We start from the raw sequence: 14,800 nt of genomic DNA, 5'->3' as shown, positions 1-14,800 counted from the left end.
CTTATATAAGTGCTTGAGCTAAATAAAACAAAAGAAACCGGGAGTCGATTGACTCCCGGTTTCTTTTACTTTTTGCTTAACTTGTATCTATTCTTTTGACTCGACTTTATTTACCAATTATGCCAAATCCACCTAAAATAATTCCGGCAATCAAAACGGTAATAATCAGTTTAGTTGAAGTCATTTTCTTCTTGCCTAGAAGCCAGTAGCAGACTGCAACTAATAGCACTGGAACAAGTGAAGGCATGATTTGGTCTAAAATTGATTGTGCTTTTAGAACAACTTTACCTGTTTTAAAGACTAATGGTACGTTTGCATTAACAACTGTTGGAATCAACGCTCCTACAACTGTTACCCCTAGTAAAATCGCTGCATCAGTTAGTCTGTTTAATTTATTTCCTGCTGCATAGATTAATTTTTCACCTTGCGAGTATCCCATCGGAAGTAGGGCAAAGCGTAAGAACAGAACAACAAAGTTTGCTATTAGCCAAATGATTGCACCAATTGGGTTTCCTTTTAGTCCCATATATGAGGCAATTGACCCAAAAATTGTTGGTAGAATGACACCAAAAATTGTATCACCGACACCAGCAAATGAGCCCATCAGACCAGCTTTCAAACCGGCGATTGCTTCTTCAGCTTTCCGACCTTCTTTTTCTTCAATAGCCATGTCCATCCCGACAATAAAGCCACCGACGTAAGCGTTTGTGTTGAAGAACTGATTATGAAGTTTCATCATTGAAACACGGTCTTCTTTGTCAGGATAGAGTTTTTGAATTGTTGGTAACATCGTGTAAAGATATCCAGTTGACATCATTCGCTCATAGTTCCAACAAATTTGGCTACTCCACAACCAACGCCAGTTTGCGCGGAATAGATCTTTCTTAGTTATTTTTTGGGAATTAGTCTTCGTATTCGCCGAGTTCATTTTCATGTCCTCCTTCAGTTTGAGTAGTTGTTGCTTCCTTAGTTTCACTTTGTTTGTAATAGATAATTGCCATTGCAGCACCAATAATTGCTACACCAAGCATTGGCACTTTAATGTATGCTGCTAAAAAGAAACCAATTAATAGGTAAGCGATAAAACGTTTAGTAGGTAAAAATCTAAGTAAAATTGCAATTCCGACTACTGGTAAAATTCCACCTGCTGCGGATAAGCCATTAGTTAGCCATTGAGGCATAGAGTTAACTACAACCTGAATTGTGTTTTTACCAACTAATAACATCAAAAGTACAGGGAGTGCACGTGATAATCCCCAAGGAAACATCCCGTAAATAATGTTATGGGCAACGCCTTTTTCATTATCTTCTTCAATCATCTTATCTACCCGATGTAAAAAGAAGGTATTAGTGAAACGAGCCAGAACATCTAGTTGAACCATTAAAAGGCCGACAGGAACTGCTAAACCAATTGCAAAGCTAACCCCTTTGTTACTCATAACTGCATAGGCAGTGCCGACGATAGCCCCAGTCATGAAGTCTGGCATGCTGGCGCCGCCATAAGTACCAACACCTAGTACCATTAATTGAAGTGTTGCGCCCACAACTAAACCTGTTTTTATATCACCCATAATAAGTCCAGCTACAAGGCCAATTAAAAGCGGATAATTACACAATATTGCAACTGTCAGCTGGTCAATAATCATCCAAAAAGCAAGTGCTGTTAATAGTAAAATTTGCCACCATGTGATTGCCATTTTAGTTCTCCTTCTTATTTAACATTGAAATAAATGGCTCTTGTTTATCGTTTGGAACCATTTGATGATAAAATTCAATTCCTTTTTCTGCCATCTGATTAAAGGTAGCAGTGTCCTCGTCAGTAACGGCAACACTTTTAGCAACTTGACGTGCCCCCTGAGACATTGACATGTTACCAACATTTACTGCCGGAAGCTTAACACCAGCAGATACTAGCTGTGCCAAGATTTGCGGCTTTTTAACGAGTAAAAGAACTCTTTGACCATTGTATTGTCCACTATTGATTCGTTCTGCAGCTCCCTTAGCTGTAAGAATACTTAAGTGAATCCCAGCTGGAACAGCCGTTTTTAAGGTTGCCTTTTGCACCTTACTGGTAACAATTTGATCGTCAACGACCATGATTCTCGTCGTATTAAGACTTCTAGTCCACATGGTAGCAACTTGACCATGAATTAAGCGCGAATCAATTCTTACGTTGACTAGTGGGTTACCAGTGTTTACAGGAGCAGTTTCTTTATTTGGCGCTGCAGGCTGCTTTTTAGGTTTCTTTTTGATGTTTGACTCCATTAATTCAATTGTTTGACTGATTGCCTCTTCAGCAGGAGTTCCTGTTGCTAGTGATAAGGTCAACATCAGGGAAAGACCGGAATATAGTTTGACGTCAGGATGTTCTGCAATAAAAGTACTTGCTGCGTTTGCTGGTGTACCATTTGGAATATCAGCAATAATTATGACTTCCTCAGCAGAATCTTGCCTGTTCTGATAAATATCTTCATAGCATTTGACGACATCATCAATGCCCATCGGATCTTTAAAAGAAACTGTGGCGAAATTAGTTAATTCGCCTGTAATCATTTCACAGCTCTTAAGCGTTTGTTTTGCATAGTCACCATGACTTGCTAAGATATACATATAAAAATCACTCTCCTTCAACTTAATGTGTTAACTTAGTTACAAGATAAATATTAATTCTAAATGAAAGCAATTGCAATAGCTTAATAACAATATTTTATTGAATGAAGCTATGGACTTTTATATTTCTTAGTGTTTAACTTAATGTGTTAAATATTGAAATGGAATGGGAGGAATAAATATGGTAGAAGCTTTGACTAGAATCAAACAATATGAAGACTTGGGGTTAGGCTTATTTATTCATTGGGGCTTATATTCGCAATTAGAAGTCGGAGAGTGGACAGAATATATCCATCATCGAGATAAAGCAGAGTATGAACACTTAATTAACAATTTTTCTGCTAAAGATTTTGATGCCGAGCAAATTGTTCTGTCTGCTAAAAAAATGGGTGCTAAGTATATTGTTTTAACAACTAAGCACCACGAAGGCTTTTTCTTGTATGATACCCAAAGTCTATCTGAGTTTGATGCAATGCACAGTCCTGCCCATAGAGACTTGATTCGAGAATTTATTGACGCCTGCCATAAATATAATGTTCAGCCTTTTTTATACATGGCGACATATGATTGGCATAGTGATCTGTACCAAACTGACTTCAATAAGTATTTAGATTATCTATTAAAATCCGTTGAAATTTTGTGCAAGAATTATGGCTCAATTGGAGGATTTTGGTTTGATGGTGATTGGAATAAAAAAGAGGCTGATTGGAAATTAGATCGTTTATATGGAACAATCAGAAAATATCAGCCTAACGCAATAATTGTTAACAATACAGGTTTAAAAAACAGAGGAAAGATAAGTAATCCTGAAATTGATGTTGTGACATATGAGCGAAAAACACCAGATCAAGTTAATCACGGTTTCCAAGATAAATATGTTGCTGGGGAAGCCTCAGTAACAATGAATAAACATTGGGGCTACGCAAGAGATGACTTAAACTTCAAATCTACAAAAGAGCTAATTGAAAATATTGTTCATGCTCGTGGCATTGGAGCTAACATTTTACTTAACATTGGCTTAACTGGAACTGGACAAATTCCGTTAATGAATCAAGCCGTTATGGAACAAATCGGTAAATGGACAAAGATGGCGGGGCAAAGTATCTATACCTCACGACCTTCTTCTGAAATCAAGGCGAGCGGAAACGATAAAGATATTGCTCTGATAGATAAAAATACTCTATATTTGTTTTTACATGATTTAGAAATTGTTGGCGATGATAATGTAGTTTTAGGCGGAGAAGGTATCAATTTACGTTCATTTAGTGGTATATTCAAACAGATAGAAAAAATAACTTGGCTAGATGATCAAAAAGAACTTCCTTTTATGCAAGATGTTGATAGAGGAACGCTTACGGTGGACATAGGTGGTTACACTTATGGGACAGATTGGTGTGTAAGAATAGCCAAGGTTTCCTTTAAATAAAGCCGGTGAAAGTGATGTCAAAATATCAAGATATTGTTTTAAAATTGGTTGAAAAGTTAGATAATGGATGGCTGAATCCTGGTGATCGTTTCTATAGTGAAGCAGAAATCAGTCGAATTTATCATGTTAGCTCTACGACTGCAGTAAAAGTTCTAAATACCTTAGAACAACAAAATAAGGTAACTCGAGTTCAAGGAAGTGGAACTTTTGTAGCAAAAGAAGCACATAAGCAGGTTGCAATGCTCACGGATTTGAACTTGGCTGAGGGGCAAACTGAAAGTGTTAAAGTACTTTTAGTAAGAATGGGCGATGATCAAGATGTGCTGCAAAAACTTCATTCCGATGAAATTAACAATTATCTTGAAGTAAGACGTTTACGATATATTGGTAAAAAAGTAAGTCAATATTCAATTAGTTATCTAAATCCAAATTATTTAAATACTGATGAATTGGATAACTTGTCATTGTTTAATTCGGTTTACCAAAAGGTTAGGGATGACTCTAAAATTGATCCTTTTGAATTGCCATTTAAACAAAAAAATTGGGCAAAAACTGTTTCCGATAAAGAAATATTGCAGTATTTCACACAAGAAGCAAAGCAGCTTTTTATTTATCAGGAACGAGAAACTTATTTGCCACTAGTTTCTGGTGAACTACTTGAATATACAATTAGCTATAAACTACCTGAATTCTGGGGTTATGAGGCAACTGCAACAGCTTATCGCCAGTAACTCTTACATCAAAATTAATAGAAAACAAAAAAAACTAAATCAAAAATGATTTAGTTTTTTGCTTCTTTAAGTAAAGGCACTTTTTCATCAGGTAATTTGACCCTCAGTTCGTCTAATGTGAAAGGTACTTGTAAAGAAATCTGATATGCGGTTAAGTGGAGAAACTCGTCTTTTTTAGCATTTCGGTTATAGAGGGGATCACCTATAATTGGACAACCAATTGCGGCAAGATGAACGCGAATTTGGTGTGTGCGTCCAGTCTCCAGTGTTAATTTAACTAAAGCTGTACTGTTGTTGTAGCGCTTCAAAACTTGATAGTGTGTGATTGCCCTCAGTCCATCAGTAACAACTTTGCGCTTACGTTGATCAAGCGGGTCATGTCCAATGGGTAAGTCAATTATTCCGTTGTCATCAATTGCTTTTTCTAGATTAACAACTGCTAAATATTCACGGTGAAAGGCCTTGGTAACTAATTCACGGTTTAGAATAGGTACAACTGCTGGATTTTTGGCAACGAGGAGCAGCCCACTCGTCAACATATCTAAACGATGTACAATAAAGGGAGAAAAGCCCAGATAGGTGGCGCAATCATTTAGGGCAGTGTTAGTTTCAAACAAGTTAGGATGAGTTTTTTGACCAGCTGGTTTGTTAATTATTATGAAATTTTGGTCTTCGTAGATTATTTCCGGCATTTTACCACTAGGAGCATACTCATTTTGCGCTGTTTCAACGTGGTCTAACCAAAGTTCGACTTTATCGTTAGGATAGACTGCTTGATTGAAATACCGATAAGCACCATTAATTATTATCTTTTGTTCGGTACGCAAAAAATGACGCCATTTGCGTGGAATTAGTAATTGACGTAACAAGTCGTTTACTGAACAGGGTTCATGATTTGTTGGAATGTTAAATGTAAAGTAATAGCTCATAAATATTTGTTAAATCTTCTTGAAAATAAAGGGAAGCCTTGCTAATATGATAAAATTTTAGTTGTTTCTAAAGGAGCAGATAAAATGGAAAATAATGAACCAAAGAAAAGTGGCTTAGCGGCCTTATGGTATCGCATTGATCACCGCTTTTATATCGGGCGCTGGATTATCTTAATCTTGCTCAGCATGACGCTTTTGGTTTGTACTTATTATACCGTCAAAGTTAAAACATCAAACATTTCAAATTTGAAGGCTTCATTGTCTACGACGACTGCTATTTATGATTATAAAGGTCAAAAAGCAGGAGCACTATATTCGCAAAAGGGAACTTTCGTAGAATATAACAAAATTTCGCCAAACGTAAAAAATGCTGTGATATCGACTGAAGACCGTACTTTCTGGAAAAATCCTGGCTTTAGTATCAAAGGAATGGGACGTGCGGCTTTAGGACTGGTTATTCACCATGGTCAAATTGCAGGTGGTGGGTCGACCTTAACGCAGCAGCTGGCCAAAAACGCTTTACTGACGCAGAGGCAGACTTTGTCGCGAAAAATCGAGGAGCTATTTTTTGCGGTTGAAATAACTCATGTATACTCCAAAAAAGATATTTTAACAATGTATCTTAATAATGCCTATTTTGGTAATGGGGTTTGGGGAGTCCAAGATGCTAGTAGAAAGTACTTTGGTAAAAACGCAAATGAGTTAACGGTCGGAGAAGGTGCAACCTTAGCAGGAATTTTACGTAATCCAAGTAATTATAACCCAATTGACCATATGAATTATTCTTTATCAAGACGGAACTTAGTTTTGGATTTAATGGTTGCAAACAACAAGTTGACTTCTTCTCAAGCTAAGGTTGCAAAAAGCCAAAGCTTGGTTTTGCGTGATACTTACCACAACCAGGATGGCTACCGTTACCCGTACTTCTTTGATGCTGTTGTCGATGAGGCAATCAAACGCTATGGTTTAAAAGAAGAAGATGTTATGAATAAGGGCCTTCGTATCTACACGACGCTGAACCAAAATTATCAGGGACAACTCCAAGAAAAATTTAGCCAAGACTGGTTATTCCCTCAAGGTTCAACTGATGGAACTAAGACGCAAGGCGCTAGTGTGGTAATGGATCCTAGTACTGGAGCAGTCAGGGCAGTCATAGGCGGACGTGGCAAGCATGTCTTTCGTGGCTATAATCGAGCTACCCAAATGAAGCGTCAGCCTGGCTCTTCAATCAAACCGATTGTGAGTTACGCACCTGCTTTACAGCAAGGCTATCATTATGACTCTCAGCTTTCTAACAAGTTGCAGCGATTTGGTAAAAATGGGTATGAGCCGCATAACGTTGATAATGGTTATTCAGATAAGATTCCAATGTATGTTGCTTTAGCTCAAAGTAAAAACGTACCGGCAGTTTGGTTACTAGACCGGATTGGTGTGTCCAAAGGGGTACAATCTGCAAATAATTTTGGCATTAAAGTACCAAAAGAAGACCAAAACTTAGCTTTAGCACTAGGCGGTTTATCAACCGGTGTATCACCATTGCAGATGGCACGAGCATATTCTGCTTTTGCCAATAAAGGTAACTTGCCGAATAATTCGTATTTCATTACAAAAATTACTGATGCAAGTGGTAACGTAATTGCCGAAAATAACGATACTGGCAGACACCGAGTTATTTCAGAAAGTACAGCACATGAAATGACAACGATGTTATTAGGCGTGTTTACCAGTGGTACAGGAGCATCAGCTCAACCAGCTGGTTTTCGAGTTGCCGGAAAAACAGGTTCAACTGAGGTTCCAAATTCATACGGCTTTGGAACCAAGGATCAGTGGATTGTTGGTTATACGCCTGACGTAGTTGTTGCAACTTGGGTTGGTTACGATCGCACTAATAAGCAACATTTCATGCATGGTGTGTCAGAAACTGAAATCACTAGACTATACAAGGCAGAGATGGAAGGAATACTTCCTTATACTGCCCAGAACCAATTTACCGAACAAGCTCCTAAGCAAATTATCCAAAATAATGGTACTGGATCGGACTGGACCAATGGATTGAACAATAAAATTCAAAAAGGTATAGGATCTGCGGGAGAAAAGCTAAATGAATGGTATAATAATCTGAAGGGTCTTTTTGGCCGATGATTAGGAGGATTAAAAATGGTGAATATTTTCGATACGACCAATCAATTAGCATCCGAGCTGCAAGAAATTGATGAATTTAGTGTTTTGAAAGAAGCAATTGAAGGCGTTAAGAATAACGCGGAAAGTACAGCACTTTTCAAGGAAATGGACAAGGTACAAAATGCGATTGTAATTGCCCAATCCAAGGGTGAAGACTTATCGCAAGAGCTTCAAGATGAATATAAAAACTTAAATGAAAAAGTACAACAAGATCCACAAATCTTGAATTTGTTACAAGCAGAGCAAGGTCTATATGGTACGATTGAAGAAGTACAGAAGATAATTACTCAGCCGATTAATGATCTGTATAAAGGTCTTAGAAATTAGTTTGACCAATGAAATTTATCCACTTAGCGGATGCGCATCTAGATAGTCCTTTTTTGGGGCTATCTTTTTTGCCATCTAAGAGCTCTTTACAAATACATCAGGCACCCAATAAATCGTTCACCAAGATTGTTGACTTGGCTTTAAAAGAAGACGTTGACCTAGTATTGATTGCGGGTGATACATTCGATAGTGCGCGTCCTAACCCAAGTACGCAGATTTTTTTCGCTGAGCAAATTGAACGACTAACTAAGGCACAAATTCAAGTAGTCATGATTTTTGGTAATCATGATCACATGGCAGAAGCTGATTTGCTCGTTCCCGAAAGCCAGTATTTCAAGTTGCTTGGCAACGAAGAGAAAATCGAGTCCATTACTTGTCAGACTAAGACGGGCTTTACTTATGATGTAACTGGTTTTTCTTATTTAAATAATCACATCACAGAAGATAAGGTGAGCCAATTTCCTAGTAAAGCAGCGCACTACACTTTTGGACTAATGCATGCACAAGAAAAGACGAATCAAAGTGCCCAGGATGTTTATGCGCCTTTCAGCTTAACTGCTTTAAAAGACCTGAATTATGACTATTTTGCTTTAGGTCATATTCACCTTAGACAGGTTTTAGCTAAAGATCCGTGGATTGTATACTCTGGAAATATTCAAGGGCGCCACATTAACGAAACAGATAAAAAAGGTTGCTACTTGGGTGAAATTAATGAACAGACAAAGAAAACAACGATTCAGTTTGTTCAAACAAGTCCAATTGTGTGGCAGCAGCAAGTAATTAAGTTGAATTCTGAAGTTTCACAAACCGAATTGCAGAATCTAATTATCGATTCATTAAATCCAAATGAAACAACTTATTTTTGTCTGCAAATAAGCGGAGCGGAGTATTTAAATGATAAAGAGCGTGAGCTGATTCAGGAAAATGATTTTTGGCGCATGATTTCCAATCAATTAGATTATGATTCTCAATTAGTAGACGTTCGTCTTTCGGCGAATAGTCAGCTAAAAATCGCTGAAAGTGATCTTGCCTTTTTTAATCAAGCAGAAAAAGAACTTTTTGCTACAGATGAATTTACTGAATTAAGTAAAGACTGGGCCAAAAAAGATGAGCTCTCAAATCAACTGGAAAATACTCCAGATTTTCTACAGGAAGTGAAGGAACTGGCCGAGGTTAAACTGAATAGCAAGCTGAAAGGAATTAGCGATGAAGTTAAAGAAAATTAAAATTGTCAATTTTGGGCAGTTTTCTAATGTTACCTTTGACCTGTCCAGTCCTAAACTCAACGTTTTCTATGGTACGAATGAAGCTGGTAAAAGTACGGTAGTTGCCTTTATAAAGCAGATTATGTTTGGTTTCCATTTAAAGAAGCAGAGCTCAGCTTTTTTTGAAGATTACACACCTTTAGCGCGGGTCAGTCCGATGGGGGGCTCCTTATTTTTTGAAAACGACCAGGGAGACCACTTTGAACTTGAGCGTTTATATGCTGGCGGTAAAGGTCTTAAAGGCGGCACATTAACGGTTAAACTAAACGAACAGGTTGTTCCAGAAAGTGTCTTTTTCGAAGAAATCAAAAATATTGATGGCGACTTTTATGCGGATAGTTTTATTTTTAATCAAGACATGCTTGCTAAAGTTGAGAAAATTCAACAAACTGACCTGTTGGAACGAATTTATTATTTGGGAGCCTCAAACAGTGACCAGTTAATCGATTTAAGAGATGACTTTGCTAAGAAAGCTTCCGACATTTTCAAAAAGATGGGGAGTAACCCGCCGCTTAATGTTCTTTTTAACAAATTAAAGGATCAGCGAATCAAGGTTGATGAAGCTGAAAACGAGTTTAATGATTATCGTACTTTGAGTGAGCAAGAAAAAACACAAGCAAGTGCACTAAGAGAGCAGGAGCGAGCTCTTCAAAAACTTCAGAGTGAGCAAGAGCAATTACGTCAACTGCAAAACCAGGTTCCTAACTACCGCAAGCTAATTGAACTAGAGCAGGAAGTGGAACAAGTTGAATTTGATCCAGAAAAATATCAAGCTGCGCAAAGACTCGATTTAGAAGCTAAAAATCTTCAAAAAGAGCAAAGTGAGCTAGAACAGCAACTTGCCAATTTTTCGTCTAATGATGAAAACCAGAATTCCTTGAAGTTGTTGGTACAAAAAAAGCCTGAAATATTGCAATGGCGCGCAGAAGACCGTGATTGCCAGCAGGACTTTCAGCAAGTTAGTCAGCAGCAGGAGCAATTACTCACTTTAAATCCAGACTTGCATCAAATCACCAATTTAACTCAGGCAGATATTATTCAATTACAAAATGATTTTGAAAAATTGCCATCTTCTGAAGACAATACCTCTAGTTCTGAAAATGCAGTTGGTAAATACGCTGCGATTGGTTCAGGCTTAATCATTGTTATCGGCATAATTCTGTTAGTTGCATCATCACCTCTAATCGGTGGGTTGGTCATGTTAATTGGCCTAGTCGGAGCTTGTTGGGGCATTGGCAAACAAAAGCAAGAAAAGCGTGTGCTCAACCAACAGGCTAAACAGGCGAAGCTGATTAAGGAACAAAGAATTACATTTTCACATAAGTATGGTCTTAATCCTGACCAGCTTGATCTTCATAGTTTGGTCAATGAATGGCGTCAATACCAAATGCTTGAGCAAAAAAAGCAGGATGATTTGCAGCATGAACGCGAACTTAACGAGCAACTTGCAAAAATTGCAATGAAAATCAGTGCCACACTCGATCGCTCAATTGAACCTAGTTTTGAGGCCGTTATAGCTTCATTAGATGAACTTGAGAATCGGTTAGCGAACTCGCGGCACATAGCAGATCAAAGAATTGATCTGCAAAAGCGGCTGGCAAAAACTCAAGCTGAGTTGCATGATCTGAATTTACGGTTAAAGACGGCATTTGCTCAGGCACAGGTTCAAGATATGGCTGAATACCAGGTTCTGCAGGCTAAGAGTACTCGACAAGCGGAACTTAAAACTAAGCTTTCTCTTTTGAAGGATAATCTTGGTGAAAATCTAGCTAAGATTAAGCAGCTTCAAGAAAGTGATCAACTTGCCAAAAAGCTAGAAACAGTCCAAATTAAAATTGACCAAAAGCAAGAAGTAATAAAGGAATTGCAGACCAAAGATGCCGAAACAAAGGTGAAAATGACCAATTTGGCGAATTCAAATGCCGTTTTCGCAGCCAAACAAGAATTAGCTAATACTGAAACAGAATTTAGAAACTTAAGTATTGAGTATCTAGCTAATTTAGCTGCTTCAAAGTGGATTTCACGTGCTTTAGACCTCGCCTCAAATGAGCGGTTTCCTAAAATGTTAAAGACAGCAAAAGAATATTTGCGACTATTAACAAATAATCGGTATAATAGTCTTAATATTGATAAGAAATTAACAGTTACTAGATTCGATGGTAAAAAGATTAAAGTACAATATTTGTCACGCGGCACATCTGAGCAGCTTTATTTTGCACTCAAGTTGGCTTTTGTTGAACAAATTAAAGATCAGATTAACTTGCCAATTTTAATTGACGACTCTTTTGTAAACTTTGATGATCAAAGAGTAAATCAAATTAAGCAGTTGTTAGGCCAGGTATCCGAGAATAATCAAGTACTTATTTTTACCGCACAAGCTGGATTAGTTGAAAAGTTACAGCTTAAGCCGCTAACTTTTACGAAAGGAACCGAGTAATGTATAAACACTTACTGGACTACAATGATGGTGAAGAATTAGAGGCGATTGTCTTAATTAAAAATTCCCAGTTAAGACATACTCAGAAGGGTAAATTATATTTGGCATTGTCTTTTGGCGATGCTTCTGGTGAAATTCGTGGAAATTATTGGGATGCAACTAATCAAGATGCTGCAACCTATAGTAGTGGCACAATCGTTGAATTGGACGGTAAGCGCGAAGAATATCAGGGACAGCCACAAATTAAGATTTATGGTTTGCGTGTGGTAGGACCTGAAGAAGGCTATGATCTAAATCAATTTGTTAAATCGGCGCCAGAAGAAATTTCTTCAATGAAAGATGAAATTAATCAGTATGTGTTTGAAATTCTAAACCCAACTTGGAATAGAATTGTGCGCTATTTATTGAAAAAGTGGGACAAGCGCTTTTTTGATTATCCAGCAGGCAAGAGCAATCACCATGCGGTACGTGGCGGTCTGGCATATCATACACTGTCAATGTTAAGAGATGCTAAAGCAATTGCCGATAACTATTCGCAAGTTGACCGTTCCCTCTTATACGCTGGCTGTATTTTACATGATATGGGTAAAGTTTTGGAATTGTCTGGTCCAGTGGCAACCCAATATACTACGGAAGGCAACTTGATTGGGCATTTAGTTTTAATTGATGAGCAAATAATGCTTGCTGCAAGAGAACTAAATTTTGATCTTGAATCAGAAGACGTTTTGTTGTTACGCCACATGGTATTGTCGCATCACGGTAAATTTGAATATGGTTCACCAAAATTGCCGGCTTTATTAGAAGCTGAGTTATTACACAGAATTGATGACTTAGATGCATCGCTTTATGCAATAACGAACGCGCTGCAAAATACACGTCCTGGTAATTTTACAGATAACATTATGAGCCAGGGTGGAAGACGCTTTTATCGGCCGAAGAATGATGAGGCGTTGACGAAGTTTAAAAAATTAGAGTAAAAAAAAGAAGTTCATTGAGAAAATGAACTTCTTTTTTATTGCTTTTTATTTCTTAGAATCTGAAGTAGAAACATAAGATGATAAAACGTTCTTCAAGTCGTTATCCTTAATTGAAACGTCAGCCTTCTTTAGAACAGTTGAAATAACGCTACGCATTGTTTCCTGATCTTGGGACATTGAACGATAAATTTCATCATCAATTTCCTTCTTGTGAGAAGCAAATGTACCCTTATCTGGGTGTTTGATCATTCTAATTACGTGGTAACCAGATTGAGATTTAACTGGGCTACTAGTAGTTTCACCAGTCTTAAGCTTAAATGCTGCTTTCTTAAATGCAGGATCTAAAGTTGCATCAGTTGAATCAAATGCAGGAAGCTTACCTTCGTCAGTCTTAGTACCAGTGTCTAATGAGTACTTCTTAACTAAGCTCTTGAAGCTCTTACCATTCTTTAATTCCTTAATGATGGTGTCAGCTTGTGATTTCTTAGAAACCAAGATGTGTTGAACAGTAACCTTAGGTTGATATTCTTTCCAAGCCTTGTCTTCTTGACTCTTGGAAATCTTCTTAACATCCTTCAATGCAGCTTCACTAAGCAAATTAGTCTTCAAGTTTTGCTTGAAACTTGAAACTGTCATACCATTTTGTTGTAAAACAGCACTAAATTGAGAACCATATTGCTTTTTGTAGCTGTTGAATTGCTTATCAACTTGTTTCTTAGAAACTTTACTACCATATTGTTGCTCTAAAACATGGTTAATAATCATGTTTGCAAGAGTAGTTTGACCCGCTTGTGATTTCTTCATTTCATCGTAGTAATCATTTTGGGTAATCTTGCCACCTTTATAGGAAGCAACTGTTTTACCACCGTTAGAACAAGCAGTGGTTGATAGTGCAATACCAGCTACAGCGGCTACTGTAGCTAATTTTTTAATATATTTTTTCATAAAATATTTCTCCACATCCTTAATTAAATAAGTCACCGACAATTAATATAACATAAACTCGCAGAACAAGTTTTTAAATTTACAGAATTCATTCAAAAAACAAACTTTCTTTAACAATTTTTAGAATTATTTGTTCTTTGAAGTACTTTGAACCAGTTTATCAAGTTCTTGCTGTAAACTATCAACTATGCGAGAAACACTAAGTTGGTAATACTCAATCTCTTTTTCTACTTCAGTCAGTCCCTGTTTTGCAATCGGCGTTGCATCTTTTAATTCTTGTTGAGCCGTTTTTAAATCAGCGATGGCATTAGTCAGACTTGTAGCATCATCTTTCACACCACCAAATTGCTTTTGAACTGGTTTAGCTAAACGATTGCCGTTTTTATCTTCAAAAAGAGAGAGGACCATCCCGAATCCTGCACCTACTGCAAGTCCTAGGCTAAAATGTTTCATTTTTTCTCCTTAAAATTGTGCTTTAATCTGATCAGCAATCTTTTGATAGTCGTCAGGAGTGTATTTATCTTCATTATTCCGAGTGGCAACTTTTAAGCCATCGCCTTCAAAGCGGGGAATAAAGTGAATATGAGAGTGCATTACAACTTGACTAGCACTTTCACCATTATTGGTGGTAACGTTCATTCCAGTAATCTTAGGATCAAATTTCTTAATTGCATTGGCAATTGCCGGAATATACTTTAAGTATTTTTCTGCATCTTCGGCAGTATAATCAAATAAGTTTGTGAGATGCTTTTTGGGCACCATTAAGGTATGTCCTGGATTAACCTGTGATAAATCTAAAAAAGCTTTAACGTCATCATTTTCGAAAACGGTATAACTAGGAACTTCACCACGAATAATTTTGCAAAATAAACAGTCTTTATCTAATTCATCCATTTTTAAACCTCTTGATTTTGAAATTTAGTTTCCATTAATATCATGCTATCATATAAAATAAGTAAATTCACTAAAAGA

General features: G+C 37.2%; 14 protein-coding genes. 7 read left to right on the top strand and 7 right to left on the bottom strand.

From position 1 onward, the window contains the following. Nucleotides 1-106: 106 nt before the first annotated feature. From F5ESL0263_RS05815 to F5ESL0263_RS05805, 3 genes are read right to left on the bottom strand one after another with little or no spacing between them, the layout of a single operon-like run. Complete coding sequence (locus tag F5ESL0263_RS05815) at nt 107-928, bottom strand: PTS system mannose/fructose/sorbose family transporter subunit IID (protein ID WP_122035552.1); 822 nt, start codon at nt 926-928, stop codon at nt 107-109. Then, nucleotides 903-1,697 carry a PTS sugar transporter subunit IIC gene (locus tag F5ESL0263_RS05810; protein ID WP_074425012.1) on the bottom strand — a complete coding sequence of 265 codons (795 nt, stop codon included), beginning with the start codon at nt 1,695-1,697 and terminating at the stop codon, nt 903-905. Before F5ESL0263_RS05810 ends, F5ESL0263_RS05815 begins: the two co-directional genes overlap by 26 nt. A 1-nt stretch (nt 1,698) precedes the next feature. Continuing rightward, complete coding sequence (locus tag F5ESL0263_RS05805) at nt 1,699-2,610, bottom strand: PTS mannose/fructose/sorbose transporter subunit IIAB (RefSeq protein WP_122035550.1); 912 nt, start codon at nt 2,608-2,610, stop codon at nt 1,699-1,701. 181 nt (nt 2,611-2,791) lie between these two features. Here F5ESL0263_RS05805 and F5ESL0263_RS05800 point away from each other — a divergent pair, with 181 nt between their 5' ends. Continuing rightward, nucleotides 2,792-4,036 (top strand): alpha-L-fucosidase, encoded by a 1,245-nt coding sequence (locus F5ESL0263_RS05800; protein ID WP_122035548.1) that lies wholly within the window; start codon nt 2,792-2,794, stop codon nt 4,034-4,036. A gap of 14 nt (nt 4,037-4,050) precedes the next feature. Next, nucleotides 4,051-4,767, top strand: coding sequence for a GntR family transcriptional regulator (locus F5ESL0263_RS05795; protein WP_122035546.1), 717 nt, complete (start codon nt 4,051-4,053; stop codon nt 4,765-4,767). A gap of 50 nt (nt 4,768-4,817) precedes the next feature. On the opposite strand, the gene F5ESL0263_RS05790 is transcribed toward F5ESL0263_RS05795, so the two are convergent. Continuing rightward, nucleotides 4,818-5,696 carry an RluA family pseudouridine synthase gene (locus F5ESL0263_RS05790; protein ID WP_122035544.1) on the bottom strand — a complete coding sequence of 293 codons (879 nt, stop codon included), beginning with the start codon at nt 5,694-5,696 and terminating at the stop codon, nt 4,818-4,820. Between the two features lie 84 nt (nt 5,697-5,780). On the opposite strand from F5ESL0263_RS05790, the gene F5ESL0263_RS05785 reads away from it, so the two are divergent. From F5ESL0263_RS05785 to F5ESL0263_RS05765, 5 genes are read left to right on the top strand one after another with little or no spacing between them, the layout of a single operon-like run. Next, nucleotides 5,781-7,838 carry a PBP1A family penicillin-binding protein gene (locus F5ESL0263_RS05785; protein WP_122035542.1) on the top strand — a complete coding sequence of 686 codons (2,058 nt, stop codon included), beginning with the start codon at nt 5,781-5,783 and terminating at the stop codon, nt 7,836-7,838. 15 nt (nt 7,839-7,853) lie between these two features. Then, nucleotides 7,854-8,204 carry a YlbF family regulator gene (locus tag F5ESL0263_RS05780; protein ID WP_122035540.1) on the top strand — a complete coding sequence of 117 codons (351 nt, stop codon included), beginning with the start codon at nt 7,854-7,856 and terminating at the stop codon, nt 8,202-8,204. 8 nt (nt 8,205-8,212) lie between these two features. Beyond that, nucleotides 8,213-9,430, top strand: coding sequence for a DNA repair exonuclease (locus F5ESL0263_RS05775; protein WP_122035538.1), 1,218 nt, complete (start codon nt 8,213-8,215; stop codon nt 9,428-9,430). Further along, nucleotides 9,411-11,906, top strand: coding sequence for an AAA family ATPase (locus F5ESL0263_RS05770; protein ID WP_122035536.1), 2,496 nt, complete (start codon nt 9,411-9,413; stop codon nt 11,904-11,906). The genes F5ESL0263_RS05775 and F5ESL0263_RS05770 overlap by 20 nt, the downstream gene beginning before the upstream one ends. Beyond that, nucleotides 11,906-12,883, top strand: a complete 978-nt coding sequence (locus F5ESL0263_RS05765; RefSeq protein WP_046307314.1) for a 3'-5' exoribonuclease YhaM family protein — start codon at nt 11,906-11,908, stop codon at nt 12,881-12,883. The genes F5ESL0263_RS05770 and F5ESL0263_RS05765 overlap by 1 nt, the downstream gene beginning before the upstream one ends. A gap of 45 nt (nt 12,884-12,928) precedes the next feature. On the opposite strand, the gene F5ESL0263_RS05760 is transcribed toward F5ESL0263_RS05765, so the two are convergent. The 3 genes from F5ESL0263_RS05760 to F5ESL0263_RS05750 all read right to left on the bottom strand — a co-directional run bounded on the left by F5ESL0263_RS05760 (nt 12,929) and on the right by F5ESL0263_RS05750 (nt 14,722). Continuing rightward, nucleotides 12,929-13,828, bottom strand: a complete 900-nt coding sequence (locus F5ESL0263_RS05760; RefSeq protein ID WP_122035534.1) for a peptidylprolyl isomerase PrsA — start codon at nt 13,826-13,828, stop codon at nt 12,929-12,931. A gap of 126 nt (nt 13,829-13,954) precedes the next feature. Next, a complete protein-coding gene (locus F5ESL0263_RS05755) occupies nt 13,955-14,281 on the bottom strand; it encodes a hypothetical protein (protein ID WP_122035532.1) in 327 nt (108 codons plus the stop codon). Nucleotides 14,282-14,290: 9 nt separating this feature from the next. After that, on the bottom strand, nt 14,291-14,722 hold the full coding sequence (locus F5ESL0263_RS05750; protein WP_122035530.1) for an HIT family protein: 432 nt from the start codon (nt 14,720-14,722) through the stop codon (nt 14,291-14,293). Nucleotides 14,723-14,800: the final 78 nt, after the last annotated feature.

This window comes from Lactobacillus sp. ESL0263 (genome assembly GCF_003692845.1).
GTDB lineage: Bacteria > Bacillota > Bacilli > Lactobacillales > Lactobacillaceae > Lactobacillus > Lactobacillus apis.
The sequence above is the reverse complement of the archived record's forward strand: the minus strand, read 5'-3'. Positions and strand labels throughout refer to the sequence as shown.